This window comes from Halorubrum sp. PV6 (assembly GCF_003990725.2).
Taxonomy (GTDB): domain Archaea; phylum Halobacteriota; class Halobacteria; order Halobacteriales; family Haloferacaceae; genus Halorubrum.
The window spans coordinates 390437-406868 of record NZ_CP030064.1; the positions used below are offsets into that span (position 1 = coordinate 390437).

The following is a 16432-nucleotide window of genomic DNA, read 5'->3' on the forward strand; positions in this document are numbered from 1 at the left end:
ACCCGCCTTCCGTCCCCCGCCGCGGGCGAACGTCTGACATACTGTTTTCAGGGAGGACGACGTAGGCCGCATATGACCAGTCTCTCGGAGGCGTACGGTGGGCGGGGGCGCTCCGAGGTCGACCCGCGTCGATTGTACTTGGGCGTGGGGTCGTTCGTCGCCGGCACACTCCTGCTTGTCGCCGGAATCGTCGTGGCCGCGGAGGTCGTTCTCCCGAGCGGCTACACCTCCGGCGAGGCGCGACAACTCGGCGGCGTGCTCGGCGGCGTGGGCGTCCCTCTCGTGTTGCTCGGCGTAATGACCGTCCTGCCGGCGGACCGTAACACCCGCGTCGCCGCCGTCGTCGGGGCGGCCGTGATGTGTCTCGGCGTCGCCCTGTTCGCGCACGCGTACCCCACGCAGTGGGTCGGCGGGCCGCGACCGGATCTGAGGGACCTGACGCTGCCGACCGCGGGCCTGTACTTCGTCGGCGCGGCGACGACGCTGTGGAGCGTGTTCGTCGGCGTCGCCAACTTCAAGACCCGGAACAACCCCGGCGGCACCGTCACGATGCAGGTGACGCACAAAGGCGAGACGAAGGTGATCGAAGTCGACCGCGCCGAACTCAACCGAGCCGGCGGCGTCGGCCTCCTCGGCGGCACGCCCGACGGCAACGTCGAGACCCAGACGAACCGACAGGGAACCGATGACTCGGCGGCGTCGACGCCGTCTCGCGCGGCGCCGTCGTCCAGTTCGTCGAACGGGTCGGCTCCTTCGGGGTCGCAGTCGAGCGACGGCGCGGGGGCGACGGGACCGACCCCGGCCGGCGTGAGCGACGGCGGCTCGACGACGACCGACATCCGGTCCCCGCTCGACGCCGCCGACGGGTCGGCTGGGTCGGCCGGGTCCGACGCTCCCGCCGGACCGGGCGGCCCGGTCACCCCCGGCGTCTCGGCCGCCGCGCGCGACGGCCCCGGCGACACGTACTGCGGGAACTGCGCGCAGTTCGACTACGTGCGCACGGAACAGGGGATGCAGCCGTACTGCGGTCACCACGACGAACTGATGGACGACATGGACGCGTGCGACGAGTGGACGCCGCGGTGAGTCGCTCCCGACGCTGAGCCGCCTCCTTTTTCGCCGATTAGTTCGGGTCCGCCGCCGGAAGCTGTGACTCCGCAACCGCGAACACGAGCGTGCTCAACACCGCCGTGAGCGTCCCGGCCGCAAGCGCCATCGCGAGGTCGGAGAGCCCGAGCGACGTGACGCCCGGCGCCGCCGGGAGGAAGAACCCGGAGACCGCGTACAACACGACCGCGATCGAGAGCACGTAAAAGGGCGCGTTGAGGTACCGCCACTGGAATCGCCCGGCGAGGTACTCGTCGGTGATCTGTCCGAGGCTGGAGGTGACGCCGGCGACCGCGATCCACTGTACGAACCCGTGGACGAACGCCGCGAAGGCGACGCCGGCGGTGACGGCGCCCGCCTGGACGGCCCTGACCGACTCGACCGTCTCGACCCCTTGAACCCCGCCGACGACGACCAGCGCCAGCGCGACGACGTAGGTGACGAGCGTCACCCGGCCGGTGTAGAGCACGTTGCGAACGGACGCGGCCGCGCCGTCGACCGTGTCTTCGAGGCCGAGGCCGCGGAACAGCGAGTAGAGGCCGACGATACCGGAGAGCACGCCGAGGACGGCGGCGCCCGCAACGTCGAACAGGTTCGCGACGACGACCAGCGGGTAGATGAGGAGGAGGACGCCGAGCGGCACGAGGATCGTCCCCCGCGTCTCCGGGTCCCCGAGAACCTGCTTGATGGTGTAGTAGAGCGATTCGAGGTCCTGCGCCTGCCGGACGACCACCCGGCGCATCCCGTCGATGGGCATCCGCGAGCGGATCACCGGGAGGACCGACTCGTCTTGTGCGCCGTCCGTGATCACGACCGCGGAGACCTCCTCGCCGGTCGATAGTTCCGCGAGCACCCGGTCGACCTCCTGTCCCACCGCGCGGTTCGCCTTCACGTCGGAGCCGTCGACCCCGGTCACCGCCGCGACCTCGACGGCCTCGCCGCTCGCGGCCAGCTCGTCGTGGACGTTGACGCCCTGAAATAAGACGTTCACGTCCGAGTCCTCCGGGTCGGCCGTCGCGAGCGCGACCGCGGCCTCGGTGACGTCGTCGGCGCCGATGACGGGGGTGGGGATCCCCGTCTTCCGACCGAGGTCGTCATCGAGGTCGACACAGAGGACGAGCAGCATCGTCCGAGGCTACGCGAGGGGTCGGCATATGTTTTCGGCTCGGTGTCTGCCCCGGAACTCGTCGACCGCGCCGGCGCTGGCGTCGCGGTCGCGTCGACGGAATCTCATCGCCGGCAATCCGGCCGGCGTCACGCCTGCTCGTGTTCGATCCCGTTCATCATGGCGCGGACGTTCTCCCCGTCGCCGAACACCGCCGGGTACGCGGCCAGCGGGAGGACGAAGTCGCTGCCGGCTTCGACCGTCTCCCCGACGTGGAACTCGAGTTCGACGGCCACGCCGGTCCCTTCGATCTCCGCGTCGGCCGTGTACACGACGACCTCGGCGTCGGCGCCGAGCACCTCCGTGGAGTACTCGGACCCGCGTTCGAGGTCGCTGACGTTCTCGTAGCGGTCGGCGATCAGCTCGGCGCGCTCGTCGGCGTCGAAGTCGGCGATCGGGTTGAACGCCTCGCCGAGCACCTCGACCTGCGGCGTCGCCACCGCGGCGAAGACGGCTGCCTGATAGCGCTCGTCGAACAGTTCGACGGCCTTGTCGTACTCCGCGACGGTGTTCGTCACCTCGACCGTGCGCGTCGAGCCGGCCACCTCGAACTCCCGGCTGACGGTCTGGTCCGTGACCTCGTTGAGCTCGTACGCCGTCTCGGAGAGGGTCGCGTCGGCGACGGTCGCCGTTCCCGCGCTGAACTCGGCGGGCTCGTCGCCCGTGGCGACGTCGAGCGCGGTACAGCCGGCGAGGCTGCTCGCCCCGACCGCACCGACCGCCGCGAGCGCCTGCCGGCGGGTCGTCGCGCGTTGTCCGGAACGGTTCTCGGCCGCGGATTCGTCAGACTGTTCGGTCGTCATGGCCGTCCGGTCCGAGCGGCCGCGGTACATACTTTGTGTTCGGGCCGCGGTCCGCGGCCGGCTCGAACTCCGGGGCGTCACGCGCCGTGGCTACCCGTCTCACGGGCGGATCCGCTTCGGACGCTTTTTGAGGCCGCGGCCGATATAGGGAGGTAGATGATCTCCAAGGGCTGTGAACAGTGCGCTAAAGGCGGCAAGATGGTGCTTTTCGTCTACGGCTACTGCGATCAGCGAGATTGCTTCTACTGCCCCCTCGGAGAGAACCGGAAGAACGTCACCGACGTGTACGCGAACGAGCGGAAAGTCGAGTCCGACGAGGACGTGATCGCGGAGGCAAAGCGCATGAGCGCGCTCGGCACCTCCATCACCGGCGGCGAACCGCAGGAGGCGATGGCGAAGACGTGTCGCTACCTCGAACTGCTGAAAGACGAGTTCGGCGAGGACCACCACACCCACCTCTACACCGGGATCACGGGCGGGCGCGAGAACATGCGCCGCCTCTCTGAGGCCGGCCTCGACGAGATCCGGTTCCACCCGCCACTGGAGATGTGGGGCGATATGCACGGCACCGAGTGGGAGGAGATCCTCCACATCGCCCGCGAAGAGGGGCTCACGCCCGCCTTCGAGATCCCCGGCATCCGCGCCGAACCGGAGTTCCTCGAGTTCTTAGACGAGGGCGCCGCGGAGTTCTGTAACATCAACGAGTTCGAGATGTCCGACGGGAACTACCGCCGGATGCAAGAGGAGGGGTTCGAACTCCAAGAGGGCCACATGTCGGCCGTCGAGGGGTCGAAAGACGACGCCATCGTCTCCGAGATGGCGAGCCACGAGAAGGTGTACTTCTGTACCTCCGTGTTCAAGGACGCCGCCCAACACCGGAACCGGCTCAAGCGGATGGCCAAGAACATCCGACGCGAGTTCGACGAGGTGACGGACGACGGAACCTTAGTCTACGGGAAGGCCTTCGCCGACCCCGAGCGCTTCGAGGCGCTCGGCGTCCCCGACGAGTTCTACGCCGTCAAATCGAACCACGTCGAGGTGGCGTGGTGGCTCCTCGAAGAGATGGTCGAGGACGGCGACCTGACTGACGGCGAAATCGTCGAGCAGTACCCGACGGTGAACGGCACCGTCGTCGAGCGGACGCCGGTCGCGTAACTCGGACGTGTTCTCCCCGCCTCCGTGCCGGTCGGCGGCGACTCCTCGTTTTCGTGTGTTAAGTTCACATACCACTCTTATGGGTTAGCGGCGCGTATCCCCCGCACATGGACTCTGAAGAGCCCGTATTCATCGACGTGAGCATCGGCCAGTCCGTCTACGACGAGAACGGCGACCCGCTCGGGACGGTTCGCGGGGTCGACGACGACGGTTTCTACGTCTCGTCGCCGTCCGGGTCGGAGTCGCTGACGCTTACCGACGCCCGCGACGTGTTCGGCACCGCCTACGTGATGTGGCGCTGCTGGCAGTGCGGCGAGATGGGCGAGATCGGCTCCGCGCTCCCCGAGAACTGCCCGAGCTGCGACGCGCCTCGCGAGGAACTGTACTACTGGGCGGAGGACTGAGGCGCACGCCGAGCGCATCGTTCATTTATAATCCGTCCTCTTCGTCGCGTTCCGCCGGTTCGTCGTCCACCTTCTCGCGGAGCCGTTCGACCTCGGCTTCCAACTCCGCGATGCGGTCGGCGTCCGTCCCTTCGCCGTCCGAGCGCAGTGTAAACAGCAGGACCGCTCCCGCGATGACGACGAGGGGAACGCCGAAGAGGAGGACGGCGATGAGCAGGATGATCACGAGTTCGGGCCCGGCGGGGATGCCGCCGAACGCGGGGACCACGGACACCATGCGCTACCCACTCGGCGGTGCGGCAAAAACGCTCGGGGCGAGACCGCTCCGCGGCGCCCGTCGGCTACCCGGCGTCGACGAAGTCGCCGAGGTTCGCCTGCAACCCCGCCGCGAGCGTCGATTTCCGCCGGAGGCGACCCAGAGATATCGGGAGGTGACCGGCGACGCCGCGGACCGCTTCTCCGAAGGTTTCGGCGGTTCCGAACTCGCCTTCGAAGGCGTTTCGGACCGCCTCGCGGACCTGCCAGACGCCGACCGGCCCCCAGTAGTCGTCCGAGACGTGACGCACCACGAGCGCCTTCGCCTGCCGGCCGCGGTCGTGGAGGTGTTCCAACACGCCGAGGCGACCCGCGTAGTAGGCGCCCGCGGTCTCCTCGACGTAGCCGGTGCGCCCCTCTCGCCCCTCGCTGGCGGCCGAGAGGGAGACGCCCGCCTGGGGGTCGGGGTTCCATATCGAGCCGGGTGCCTTCATTTCGACGAGCTCGTACTCCCACCGGCCCGGCACCAGTATCACCCAGAAGGCGTTCCCGAGGTACTCGTTGCGGTGGACCTCGATTCGGTCGACGGTCGGGGCGTCGCGGATCGAGCCGCGGAGGTACTGGCCGACCGTGTCGTCGACGGCCGTGATCGACCAGCGCGTGGGGACGAGTCGGCGGTCTTCTCCGCGCCCGAGCGCGCCCGCAGAGAGGATCGTGTTGATGTCGTACACGTCGAACCCGCGCCGGTAGAGGTACGTCATCGCTCCCTCGGCTCGCCAGTCGTCGTCCTCCAGCGTCTTTTTTACCGGCCGCGGGACGTGCGGGTTCTCTCCCAAGTCGGCGGTCCGGGCCGCCGCGCGGGGGCCGGTCGGCGTCTTGATGTCCTCCGTGCCCACCTCGAAATCGAGGTCCGGCGACCCGTCGAGACCGATCTCGACGTCGACCGGGCGGTCGGCGATCGCGACTTCGCGCTGCACCCCGAGCCACCCGTCCCACGCGTCGTGGACGCTCTCGGCCGGGCCGCCCCCGGTGACGGTGGCGTTCCCGGTCGCTCCGGCGTCCGCCACGTCGACGCCGCGGGTCGAGTTGAGCAGGCTCGTCCGTCGGTCGAACACGTCACCGATGGAGACGCCCTCGTCGTACCAGCCGGCAGAGGTCTCGAAGCTCGCGGCGCGCTCCTCGCGGCCGACCGGCGAGAGCAGTCCGGTCGAGACGGTCGGGTAGTTCGTGCGGCCGACGAAGATGGAGGGCGCGACGCTGCCGACGACGGCGTCGTCGGACACGTGCTCCTCGAAGCGTCGCTCGAAGGAGTCGAGGTGATCGAGGATCGCGTAGTCTTTCTCGTTCGCGAGACGTCGGCGCTCGGCGCGCTCGTTCGCCTCGAACTCGATGAACTCGTCGAGCCGCATTCGAAACGGGGTTGGGTCCGTGCCGGCTTGAACTTGCTGGCGGCGAGGAGCCGGCGGTCGTTCGCGGTTACGTGTGGATCCCCATCGCCTCGATCTGCTCTTGATACCGATTCCGGATGGTGACCTCCGTCACCTGCGCCACGTCGGCGACCTCTCGTTGGGTCTTCTTCTCGTTACAGAGCAGCGAGGCGGCGTAGATCGCCGCCGCGGCGTAGCCGGTCGGGGACTTCCCGGAGAGCAGCCCCTGTTCGGCCGTGGTCTCGATGATCTCGTTGGCCTTCGACTGGACCTCCTCGCTCAGTTCGAGCTCCGAGGAGAAGCGCGGGACGTACTTTTTCGGGTCGACCGGCCGCATCTCTAATCCGAGTTCCTGTGAGATGTAGCGGTACGTGCGACCGATCTCCTTGCGCTCGACCCGCGACACGTCGGATATCTCTTCGAGCGACCGGGGAATCCCCTCCTTCCGGCAGGCGGCGTAGAGGGCGGCGGTGGAGACGCCCTCGATCGACCGCCCACGGATCAGGTCCTCGTTCAACGCGCGTCGGTAGATGACGGAGGCGACCTCCCGTACCGACCGGGGGACGCCGAGCGCGCTGGCCATCCGATCGACTTCGGAGAGCGCGAACTGGAGGTTGCGCTCGCCGGCGTCCTTCGTCCGGATGCGCTCTTGCCACTTCCGCAGCCGGTGCATCTGCGACCGCTTTTTCGACGAGATGGAACGGCCGTAGGCGTCTTTGTCCTTCCAGTCGATGGTCGTCGTCAGCCCCTTGTCGTGCATCGTCTTCGTCGTCGGGGCGCCGACGCGGGACTTCGACTGGCGCTCCGAGTGGTTGAACGCCCGCCACTCCGGGCCGGGATCGATCTGTTCCTCCTCGACGATGAGTCCGGTCTCCTCGTGTATCAGCTCCCCGTCGGCCGTCCGGGTGAGTTCTTCCGGGTCGAACTCCTCGGGGTCTAGCTCGTCGGCGTCGACCCCCTCGGCGTCGGTCTCGGTTTCGTCGGCATCCTCGTCGCGCACACGCTGCCGGTCGTGATCCCGTTGCCGGGTTGGCCGTGTCATCGCATTTATATGCTAATCGAATGTGTCAACTTAAAAGTTCGTGAACGTGGGAAGGTGTCGCACGCCGTCGTCCCCGCGTCCTCACCCCGCCAGCCGAACGATGTGGTCACCGCGCTCGCCACACGGGACGGACAGCCCTTTGTCCCGCGAGCGCCGACTCCGACCGAATGCCGACGATCGACTGCGATCCGGCGACTGCGCGGGCCCGTTTGACGGACGCCGGCGTCCGCATCGACGACGGGAACACCGCCCACGAGCGGTGGCGCGCGAAGCGAGACGGCGCCGTCGCCGTCGCGTACGACGACAAGGTCGTCGTGCAGGGGAGCGACCCCACTCGACTGACGGCCCTCTTGGCCGACGGCGGCGGCCGCGCGCACGTCTACTTCGACGGCGCGTCGCGCGGCAACCCTGGCCCGGCAGCGGTCGGGTGGTGTCTGGTCACCGCGGACGGGATCGTCGCCGAGGGCGGCGAGCGAATCGGCCGCGCCACCAACAACCAGGCCGAGTACGCCGCGCTGATACGCACGCTGGAGGCCGCCGACGAGTACGGTTTCGAGGAAGTCGACGTCCGGGGCGACTCCCAACTGATCGTCAAACAGGTGCGCGGCGAGTGGGACGCCAACGACCCGGAACTCCGCGAGCGACGGGTCCGGGTCCGCGAACTCCTCGAGCAGTTCGATCGGTGGTCGCTCGGCCACGTTCCGCGAGAGATAAACGAACGCGCCGACGATCTAGCGAACGAGGCACTCGATGACGCGAACTAACGACGACGAACCGCCGGAGTGGGCGAAAGAGCGCGCACGAGAGGTGATGGCCGCGGAGACGACGACCGAGGAACCGGACGACCCGGACGAGTCGACCGACGAGCGGGTTCCAGACGTTCCCGCCGACATCGTCGACGAGGCGGAGCGACTGACGCGGCTCGCCCGGCAGACCGACGACGACGCGGCCGCCGCGTTCTACCGCGAGCGCCGCGACGAACTCGTCGAAGCCCACGAGTACGTCCCGCGGCTCCGCGAGGAGGACGACACGCTCGTGTTGTACCCCGCCGAGTGGATGGACGACGGGACGGTCCAACTAGACCGGATCGAGACGACCGACCGGGCCGTCGAGGTGTCGCTGTCCGGTCCCGGCGACGCGGACCGCTACGAGGCGATCGCCGCGTACAACGAGGCGGTCGCGGACGCGGTCGCGGAGGCTCGCGACGCGGTCCACGCCGACACCGCGGAGAGCTTCGCGGCGTTCATGAGCAACCACTACGTGCGCGCGGTCGACGACGCGACGCCCGACATGCGCGAGGAGTTTCGCACGGAGTACCTCCCCCGAAACGGGTGGCCGAGCGACGACCAACTCGCCGTCCTCGAGGAGTCGCTTTCGGTGATCGAGTCGGTCGCGGCCGACGTGGACGGCCCGGCCCCCTCGGAGGCGTCGGATCGACCGAGCAGCCGCTGAGTGAGCGAAAGCGCGGTTTTCACCGCGCGCGTGTGCCAAAATGGTGCGGTTGTCGCACGGGACGCCGATACGGTGTCGTTACTCGGAGAGCAGGGCGCGTACTTCGTCCGCTCTCGTCTCGTCGGTGACGAACCGGTCGAGGACCCACTCTAACTGCTCCAGTACCGCGTCGCTGCCAGCCTCGGTGAGCTCGTACTGGTTGGTTCGCTTGTCGAGTTCGCTCTTCTCGACGAGCCCGTCTTCGACGAGGTCGTCGAGGTTCGGGTAGAGTCGGCCGTGGTTGACTTCCGAACCGTAGTACGACTCCAGCTCCCGTTTGATTGCGAGCCCGTACATGGCCTCTTCCGAGAGGATTGCAAGGATATTCTGCTGGAATGCGGTCAAGTCTGCCGCCGTTCGTGTCTGTGGGTCGTCAGTGACCGATTGTGCCTCTGACATGGTAATCTGAAGGGTACCCGAACTTATAACCTTTCTCAAGGTTCCCAACTATGTTGTTATTCAATCTGCAGTAACCGATAGAATTTGCTTACTCTGGGCGCACTGCGGCCCCTCAGAGTCGAATTTTTGATCTCGACCGAGATTAGCGATTCACGAACATATTCGATGATTTTCTGACGTATCCTCGGAATATCGGCGGGATCTGCCGGAATGATTGATCCGGGCTGTCAGCCAACGTTGCCGGAACCGCGCCGGGTCTTCCCCGAGGACGCACCAAATATTATCTGAAGAATCTCGGGGTATTCTCCGAACGCTTGTCCTCCGACAGCGGCACGTGGACGGACGCATCTGCCTCGCTGCCGGCGAGCGACCGTCGGAAACCCGAAAGGATTTTGCGAGCGATGGACCGAGTAGCTCCCACATGGTGAACCTCTGGGAAGACCTCGAGACGGGTCCGAACGCGCCCGACGAAATCTACGCCGTCGTGGAGTGTCTCAAGGGCGAGCGGAACAAGTACGAGTACGACAAGGACGTTCCCGGCGTCGTCTTAGACCGAGTACTTCACTCGAACGTCCACTACCCGTACGACTACGGCTTTATCCCCCAGTCGTACTACGACGACGAGGATCCGTTCGACGTGATGGTGCTCGTCGAAGACCAGACGTTCCCCGGCTGCATCATCGAGGCCCGCCCCGTCGCGCTGATGAAGATGGACGACGACGGCGAGCAGGACGACAAGGTGATCGCGGTGCCGACCGAGGACCCGCGCTTCGACCACATCGACGACCTCGCGGACATCCCCGATCAGATCCGCGACGAGATTGACGAGTTCTTCTCGACGTACAAGAACCTCGAAGCGGGCAAGGAAGTCGAAACGCTCGGCTGGGAGGACAAGCAGGCCGCGAAAGACGCCATCGAACACGCACAGGACCTGTACGACGAGGAGTTCCAGTAGTCGGATCGAAGCGCAACTCGACACCTGTTTCGCCGCGTCGATAACCCTCGAACATGCGCGCCCGTCTCCGGGATGCGTTATGCCTATGGGTAATTTTTAGAGCGTGTGTCGCTTACGTACAGTCAGAGCCATGAGCGCACACACCGATCCGACCGTCGGTATCGACCACCCGACGGTCGTCCCGACCAACTTCAGCGCCGAGGCGGCCGACGCCGGTGACGGCCGCCCCGAGGACAGCAACGCGGACGAGCAGGGCCGCTCGGCCCCCCGCGGTGCCGAGCAGTAGCCGACTCACGCGCGTTCGACGACCGAAGCGAGGGGGTCGGCCTCCGCGATGAACGAGTCGAGTCTTTCGTCTACCCAGTCGACGACCGTCCGGTCTGTCGATTCGAGCACGCACCGTGGGTTGTTCCGCCGGTCGTAGGCGGTCACGCAGGCGATGTCGTCGTACCGGAAGACGCCGTACCGTATCGGCTCCGGCGAGACGTACACCACCGCGTCGTCGTCCTGCAGGGCCCTGTCGGTCGCCGGGCCGAACGTCGATATCGACTCCTCGACGACGTCGCGGTCGATGACGAGCGTCACGGACGCCCCGTCGTCGAGCGCGCCCGCCGCGGCCTCGTTGAACTGCTGGATGACGATCGGCGACACCGCGCGGATCGTCGACCCCGCGCCCTCCCGGAGCAGTTCCGTGAGCCGGTCCACCGCGGCGAGCGGGTTCCTGTCGGTCGTGACGGTCAGCTCTCCGGCGTCGACCGCCTCGGTCGGGAAGTCGGCGCCGACGCGTTCGAGGTCGGCGGCGAACTGGCCGCGCCGCTCCGCGAGTTCGACCTCGTCGAGTAGGGCCTCGTACGCGTCGTGGACCCGTTTTCCGGTCGGCGTCACGCGGTAGGCCCCGCCGCGTTTGACGACCCAGTCTCGCTCGCGGAAGCCGGAGAGAATGCGCTGCACCGTCGTTCGCGTCGCGTCGACCGTGGCCGTGAGCCCCGCCGGACGGCGCGGGTCCTCGCGGAGCGCCCGGAGCATGGCGACCCGGACGGCTGACCCGGCGAGATACTGTGCGCCGCCGTGTCCGTCCTCGTCGCTTCTCATTCAGTATCCGCGTATGAACACCACACGCTTAATAATATCGCGTGACGCCGTCGCCTGGCGTTTTCCTCGTCGATTTCCGCACTCGCTCGTCCCCACCCGCCCGCCTGCACCGACTCGCTCACCCCCGGTGCCGGAACGAGACGACGGTGCCGATCGTGTCCTCCCCGTCGAGTCCCTCAGTGGTTACGGTCGGGGAGACGACCGCGTCGGCGCCGAGCGCCTCCTCTATCACCGCCGTGAGCGCCTCGGAGTCGGCGCCCTGTTGTAACACCGGTACGCGGACCTGCTGTCGGTTGACGGCGACGTCGCCGAGGTCGTAGTCGGTGTGTTCGAACGCGTCGCGGATCGCCGCTTGGATGTCGGTCGTACCGTAGACTCCGTCGGCAGAGCAGAAAAAACGGACGGCCGGTCGGTGGCCCCACGATTTCGACTCCAGACGGCGCTGTCTGTGGGGAATCCCCCCGAAGTCGCGATCTACACACCGATATTAATTTACTATTTATTAGTATTCAAATATCCTAGATTAGTTAGCGCAAAACGGGTTAGATGTTATTATCACGCGATTTCTTGTGTAATATGCACGAAAGTGTTGCAGACTACGTGGCAGAGCACCCGAAGATGGCCGGCGTCCTGTTCACCGCGCTCCTCCTGTTGACGCAGGCGGCGCCCGCGGCGGCGAACGCAGCAGTTGGAAACCCCGGCCCTTAATCAATACTTAATCGATCGGTCCAGTGTAGCTGATCGTTCATAAAAACAGGGAGCATTTCTAGGTCAAAAAATGCAGTTATGTCACCCCTAGGAATGTCCTCAGAGGTTATCTTGGATGGAACGTAATAATCCTCTTCGACTGTCTCTAGATTGAGCGCAGCGAGGGAGCCAACTCCGTGGTTTCTATTTGGGAATACCTCGGCAGACACCGTCCAACGGTTATCGGCCTGCTTTTGAAGATCGGCGACAACGGCGATGCCGCTCCTATTCTGGCATATCGTCGTTGCTCCGTCGCCAACCACGATGTACTGATGCCCGGTGATCAGTTCCCGCTTCGCGACGTGAAGTGCGGTTCGGAGGTTGAACCCGCTGTTCATCAGCCGCGCGATGATGCGGCCGAGTTGGGTCGCCGGCGAGTTCGCCACGTCGGTGAGGGTGACGATGCCGCCGCGAGAGCCGCGGTGGACGAGCGCCTCGCCCTGGTGGTACGACTGACAGGCGTTGAGGAGGAACGCGCTGACGCCGACCGCGAGGTCCTCGTTCGTCAGGTCGAGGTACTCGTCGGTACACTGCATCCCGCGGTCGTCGACGTGCCCGATGTAGTGAAGGAAGTCGACGTCGGAGGCGAGCGCCTCGCGCATCTCCTCGCGGGTGAGGTCGTGGCGCACGTCGATGTCGAACTGGACCATGTCGCGGAGGCCGTAGAGGTCGGCCACTTCCCCCTCCGCGCGCATCTGCTCGTCGTTGCAGACGACGAGGACGGAGATGCGCGACTGCTCGACCGCGCCCGCCTCCAACCGGCGGTGGTACGCGTCGAGCGTGGCCTTGTTGGCGTCGAGCGGGACGCCGGCGCCGACCCACGCGTGCTCGACCGTGTCGACCGGCTCCGGCTGCACGAACTCGGTGTCGGCCGCCACCGCGCCGCGCTCTCCCGACGCGTCGGCGCCGCGGGTCGGTGTGGCGGGCGGCGCTTCGGCGGCTCCCCGCACGAACTCGTTCGGCCCGAGCGCCGCCGCCTCGGTCCCCGGTCCGCGGAAGAATCCGAGGCCGTTGTCCGCGCCGGCCGTCGCGGGCGTGACCGTCTCGGGCGCGCGGACGATCGACAGCTCGCCGGCCACGAACGGGAGCAGTTCGACGTTCTCCGGCTCGGGGCGCACGTCCGTGGTCAGCGTCCACTGGGGGAGTTCCGACTCGACGCGCTCGAAGGGGACCGCGAGGTACTCGCCCAGCCGCGTCGCGAGCGGGAGGTCGTACAGCCGCCCCCAGTCGAGGTCAAGCGCGGTGGTCTCGCGCTCGTGGAGGTCGACCGGGTAGAACCCCTCGGTGCGGGCGAGACAGTCGAAGTGAAACGCCTGCCGAAGCGCCTCGGCCGCCCGCCGCTCGAAGTCGGGTTCGAGCGCGTGCGTCCACCCGTCGCCTTCGATCCGCGGCGGGTCGCCGGGGACCACCTTGGCGGCGAAGTAGTACGCCAGCGAGACCACCGGGTAGAGGTAGCGGTACTCCGGCGGGACGACGATCCGCACCCCGGAGTCGGTCGGCTCGACTCGGTCGGGCACCCGGAGCCGCTCGCCCGGTTCGATCAGCGGCGGGTGCCCGCGGAGCGTCGGGAACGACCGCTCCGGGCTCGTCGTCTGGAGCGCGGAGCCGAGCAGCGAGACGGCGTCCATCAGCGACTCGGGGTCCGTCGGCGTCTCGATCGTTCCCGCCGGAACCTGGTGGAGCGACCGGAACCCGAGCGTCACCTCGGCGGGCGCGTTGAGGTCGATCCGGGTCGTCCGGTCCGTCGTCGACACGGAGAAGGGGGAACTGAACGAGAGGTACAGCTTCGTCGGGGCGGGGTCGATTCCGACATGGTACTCGCCCGCCGGCAGCGCGTAGTCGTCGCCGCGAGTGAGCAGCGTCCCGTCGCCGGAGCGGGCCTCGACGACCGCGACGCGCGGGATCTCGATCCCCCCGGTCTCGACGGTCACGCTCGCGTCGACGGGGAAGTAGTGTGCCGTCTCGGGGGCCGCGGCCGGCTCGACCGGCCGGTCCGTGTACAGCTCGAACTGCGTGTTCTCGATGTGGTCCGTGACGGTGAGCCCGGCGGCGTCGGGGAGCGGGTCGATGTCGATGCTCATGAGGGGCGACCGCGGCCGGCCGGTGCTGCCTCGGACCGGCGGGCGACGCGGCCGTGATTGTGCGTACCTGTACCGATGCGGCGATAAACCTTGTGTCGGGGGATCGCCGCGGACCGAACGGATAAAGGGGCGCCCGGCCCACATTCGCGTAATGATCACGCTTGGAACGGCCCGCGCCTCGCCGGGCGAGACGGACACGGGCCGTCTCGAAGTCGGCGAGACGCGAGACGGGAGCCCCGTCCGACTGCCGGTGGCCGTCATCAACGGCGCCGAGGACGGCGAGACGCTGTATCTGCAGGCCGTCAGCGACGGCGACGAACTCAACGGGCTCGGCGTCGTCAACCGCGTCGTTCCCCGCCTCGATCCGGCGGAACTGTCGGGCACCGTTCTCGTGGTCGGGGTCGTGAACTACTTCGCGTTTCAGGTCGCCGAACACCGGAATCCGGTCGACGACCGGAAGATGAATCGCGGCTACCCCGGCAACGAGGACGGCACGACGAGCGAGCGCATCGCCCACGCGACGTTTCAGGCCGCAAAGCGGGCGGATTACATCCTCGACCTCCACCAGGGGTCGACGAGCCGGATGATAAACGAGACCCGCGTTCGGTGCGGGATCCGGCACCGACTGCACGGCGAGTGCCTCGAACTGGCGAAGGTGTTCGGCTGCGGCCACGTGCTCGACATCAAGGGGCCGGACGGCCAGCTCGCCCGTGCCGGCCCGGAACACGGCATCCCGACCATCGACCCCGAGCTCGGCGGCTGTGTCGGCTGGGACGAGGAGTCGATCCGCTACGGCGTCGACGGCGTGTTCAACGTCCTCCGACACTACGGCTTCCTCGACGGCGACGTCGACCTCGACCGCCAGGTCCGAGCGCGCGGCTTCGACCAGTACGGCGCGCCGGCCGGCGGGCTGGTGCAGTTCGACTGCGAACTCGGCGACCGCGTCTCGGCCGGCGACGTGCTCTACGAGGTGACCGACGTGTTCGGCGAGCTGAAGGGCCGAGTCACCGCCGACGACGAGGGAATCTTCTGGCGCACGCGGCGGCTCCCGCAGGTCGCCGCCGGCGAGTACGTCTGCTCCGTCGGCACCAACGTCGACCGGTACTGATGGCGGCCGCCCCCGGTCGCCCCCGTGCCCTCCGCTGTCTTGACTGCGGCGCGACCGTCGGCGACCGATGGCGATGCGCGTGCGGCGCCCCGCTGGAGTTCGCCGACCCACCGATCCCGGACGGCGACGCGCCGACCTTGGTGGCCGCCGACCCCGACGCGGCGGCCGTCAGCAACGCGAGGGACGCTCGCAACGGGCTCTGGGCGTTCGAGTCGCTCCTCGCCGTCGGCGACGACCCGGCGGACCGGGTGACGCTCGGCGAGGGACTGACACCGCTCGTCGACGCGGACGCGGGAGCGGCCGGCGACGCGGACGACTGGGACGCGGCTTTTAAATTGGAGTACGTGTTCCCCACCGGCTCTTTTAAAGACCGCGGGGCGACGACGACGCTCACGCGAGCCCGCGAGCTGGGCGTCGAGCGCGTCGTCGAGGACTCCTCCGGCAACGCCGGCGCCGCGATCGCGACGTACGCGGCCCGCGCGGGCATCGACGCCGCGGTGTACGTTCCCGCCGACGCCAAGGCGTCGAAACTCCGGGCGATCCGCCGAGCCGGCGCCGAGCCCGTCCGGATCGACGGGTCGCGTGCGGACGTGACCGAGGCGTGCGTGGCCGCGCTCGGGGACGGTGACGACGCCGACTCCGCGTGGTACGCCAGCCACGCCTGGAACCCGGCGTTCTTCGAGGGGACCGCCACGGTCGCCTACGAGATCGCCGCCCAGCGGGAGTGGAACGCCCCCGACGCGGTCGTGACCCCCCTCGGCCACGGGACCCTGTTCCTCGGGGCGTACCGCGGCTTCCGCCGCCTGCAGCGCGCGGGGTGGATAGACGAGGTCCCGCGGCTGTACGGCGCGCAGGCGGCCGGCATCGCGCCGGTCGTCCGCGCGCTCCACGGCGCCGACGCCGCCGACCCAGAGGGACAACACAACGCGGCCGCAGACGGAATCCAGATCGCCGAGCCTGTCCGCATGGGAGAGATTCGCAACGCCATCGCCGACACCGGCGGCGACGCGGTCGCTATCACGGAGGCGGCGACCGAGCGCGAACTGGACCGGCTCCACGCCGCGGGCTTTTATACCGAACCGACCTGCGCCGTGGCCCCGGCGGCGCTCCGGAGGCTCCGCGAACGGGGCGACGTTGCGCCCGGCGACGACGTCGTGGTCCCCCTGACCGGAAGCGGACTGAAGGGGTGACCGCCCCGGCC

19 protein-coding genes are annotated in these 16432 nt (G+C 67.9%); 10 read left to right on the forward strand and 9 right to left on the reverse strand.

Going from position 1 to position 16432, the window contains the following annotated elements; translation table 11 throughout:
• The first annotated feature begins 72 nt into the window (after nucleotides 1–72).
• Nucleotides 73–1086, forward strand: coding sequence for a hypothetical protein (locus DOS48_RS15605; RefSeq protein WP_127116638.1), 1014 nt, complete (start codon nucleotides 73–75; stop codon nucleotides 1084–1086).
• Nucleotides 1087–1123: 37 nt separating this feature from the next.
• Here the strand turns inward: DOS48_RS15605 and DOS48_RS15610 are convergent, their stop codons facing one another.
• On the reverse strand, nucleotides 1124–2233 hold the full coding sequence (locus DOS48_RS15610) for a DUF373 family protein (protein ID WP_127116639.1): 1110 nt from the start codon (nucleotides 2231–2233) through the stop codon (nucleotides 1124–1126).
• 128 nt (nucleotides 2234–2361) lie between these two features.
• Entirely contained in the window at nucleotides 2362–3075 is a 714-nt protein-coding gene (locus DOS48_RS15615; protein WP_127116640.1) for a DUF6517 family protein, read from the reverse strand.
• Nucleotides 3076–3231: 156 nt separating this feature from the next.
• Between DOS48_RS15615 and DOS48_RS15620 the strand changes: the two genes are divergently transcribed.
• Together DOS48_RS15620 and DOS48_RS15625 are read left to right on the forward strand one after the other, a co-directional pair.
• Complete coding sequence (locus DOS48_RS15620; RefSeq protein ID WP_127116641.1) at nucleotides 3232–4230, forward strand: radical SAM protein; 999 nt, start codon at nucleotides 3232–3234, stop codon at nucleotides 4228–4230.
• Between the two features lie 107 nt (nucleotides 4231–4337).
• Nucleotides 4338–4634, forward strand: a complete 297-nt coding sequence (locus tag DOS48_RS15625; RefSeq protein ID WP_127116642.1) for a hypothetical protein — start codon at nucleotides 4338–4340, stop codon at nucleotides 4632–4634.
• A gap of 25 nt (nucleotides 4635–4659) precedes the next feature.
• Here DOS48_RS15625 and DOS48_RS15630 read toward each other — a convergent pair whose 3' ends face one another.
• From DOS48_RS15630 to DOS48_RS15640, 3 genes are all read right to left on the reverse strand, one after another.
• Nucleotides 4660–4911, reverse strand: a complete 252-nt coding sequence (locus tag DOS48_RS15630) for a preprotein translocase subunit TatA (RefSeq protein ID WP_127116643.1) — start codon at nucleotides 4909–4911, stop codon at nucleotides 4660–4662.
• Between the two features lie 64 nt (nucleotides 4912–4975).
• A complete protein-coding gene (nreA, locus tag DOS48_RS15635) occupies nucleotides 4976–6298 on the reverse strand; it encodes a DNA repair protein NreA (RefSeq protein ID WP_127116644.1) in 1323 nt (440 codons plus the stop codon).
• Between the two features lie 67 nt (nucleotides 6299–6365).
• Nucleotides 6366–7358 (reverse strand): transcription initiation factor IIB family protein, encoded by a 993-nt coding sequence (locus DOS48_RS15640; protein ID WP_127116645.1) that lies wholly within the window; start codon nucleotides 7356–7358, stop codon nucleotides 6366–6368.
• Nucleotides 7359–7525: 167 nt separating this feature from the next.
• Between DOS48_RS15640 and rnhA the strand changes: the two genes are divergently transcribed.
• Together rnhA and DOS48_RS15650 are read left to right on the forward strand one after the other, a co-directional pair.
• Nucleotides 7526–8122, forward strand: coding sequence for a ribonuclease HI (gene rnhA / locus DOS48_RS15645; protein ID WP_127116646.1), 597 nt, complete (start codon nucleotides 7526–7528; stop codon nucleotides 8120–8122).
• Nucleotides 8109–8810: a hypothetical protein gene (locus DOS48_RS15650; protein WP_127116647.1), complete on the forward strand. Its 702-nt coding sequence runs from the start codon at nucleotides 8109–8111 to the stop codon at nucleotides 8808–8810. The genes rnhA and DOS48_RS15650 overlap by 14 nt, the downstream gene beginning before the upstream one ends.
• Nucleotides 8811–8888: 78 nt before the next feature.
• Here DOS48_RS15650 and DOS48_RS15655 read toward each other — a convergent pair whose 3' ends face one another.
• A complete protein-coding gene (locus DOS48_RS15655) occupies nucleotides 8889–9248 on the reverse strand; it encodes a PadR family transcriptional regulator (protein ID WP_127116648.1) in 360 nt (119 codons plus the stop codon).
• Between the two features lie 421 nt (nucleotides 9249–9669).
• On the opposite strand from DOS48_RS15655, the gene DOS48_RS15660 reads away from it, so the two are divergent.
• Nucleotides 9670–10203, forward strand: coding sequence for an inorganic diphosphatase (locus DOS48_RS15660; protein WP_127116649.1), 534 nt, complete (start codon nucleotides 9670–9672; stop codon nucleotides 10201–10203).
• Nucleotides 10204–10333: 130 nt separating this feature from the next.
• Nucleotides 10334–10489: a hypothetical protein gene (locus tag DOS48_RS15665; RefSeq protein ID WP_168654239.1), complete on the forward strand. Its 156-nt coding sequence runs from the start codon at nucleotides 10334–10336 to the stop codon at nucleotides 10487–10489.
• Nucleotides 10490–10494: 5 nt separating this feature from the next.
• Here the strand turns inward: DOS48_RS15665 and DOS48_RS15670 are convergent, their stop codons facing one another.
• Together DOS48_RS15670 and DOS48_RS29590 are read right to left on the reverse strand one after the other, a co-directional pair.
• Nucleotides 10495–11295 carry a winged helix-turn-helix domain-containing protein gene (locus DOS48_RS15670; protein ID WP_127116650.1) on the reverse strand — a complete coding sequence of 267 codons (801 nt, stop codon included), beginning with the start codon at nucleotides 11293–11295 and terminating at the stop codon, nucleotides 10495–10497.
• 118 nt (nucleotides 11296–11413) lie between these two features.
• Nucleotides 11414–11653, reverse strand: a complete 240-nt coding sequence (locus DOS48_RS29590) for a hypothetical protein (RefSeq protein WP_127116651.1) — start codon at nucleotides 11651–11653, stop codon at nucleotides 11414–11416.
• A gap of 218 nt (nucleotides 11654–11871) precedes the next feature.
• Here DOS48_RS29590 and DOS48_RS29530 point away from each other — a divergent pair, with 218 nt between their 5' ends.
• Nucleotides 11872–12003, forward strand: a complete 132-nt coding sequence (locus DOS48_RS29530; protein ID WP_256370865.1) for a hypothetical protein — start codon at nucleotides 11872–11874, stop codon at nucleotides 12001–12003.
• Here the strand turns inward: DOS48_RS29530 and DOS48_RS15680 are convergent.
• The gene (locus DOS48_RS15680; protein ID WP_127116652.1) at nucleotides 12000–14123 is read right to left on the reverse strand and encodes a caspase family protein; all 2124 of its coding nucleotides are present in this window, start codon (nucleotides 14121–14123) and stop codon (nucleotides 12000–12002) included. The genes DOS48_RS29530 and DOS48_RS15680 overlap by 4 nt on opposite strands.
• A 151-nt stretch (nucleotides 14124–14274) precedes the next feature.
• On the opposite strand from DOS48_RS15680, the gene DOS48_RS15685 reads away from it, so the two are divergent.
• Both DOS48_RS15685 and DOS48_RS15690 read left to right on the forward strand, forming a co-directional pair.
• Nucleotides 14275–15231 (forward strand): succinylglutamate desuccinylase/aspartoacylase family protein, encoded by a 957-nt coding sequence (locus tag DOS48_RS15685; RefSeq protein ID WP_127116653.1) that lies wholly within the window; start codon nucleotides 14275–14277, stop codon nucleotides 15229–15231.
• Nucleotides 15231–16421, forward strand: a complete 1191-nt coding sequence (locus DOS48_RS15690) for a pyridoxal-phosphate dependent enzyme (RefSeq protein ID WP_127116654.1) — start codon at nucleotides 15231–15233, stop codon at nucleotides 16419–16421. Before DOS48_RS15685 ends, DOS48_RS15690 begins: the two co-directional genes overlap by 1 nt.
• Nucleotides 16422–16432 lie beyond the last annotated feature (11 nt).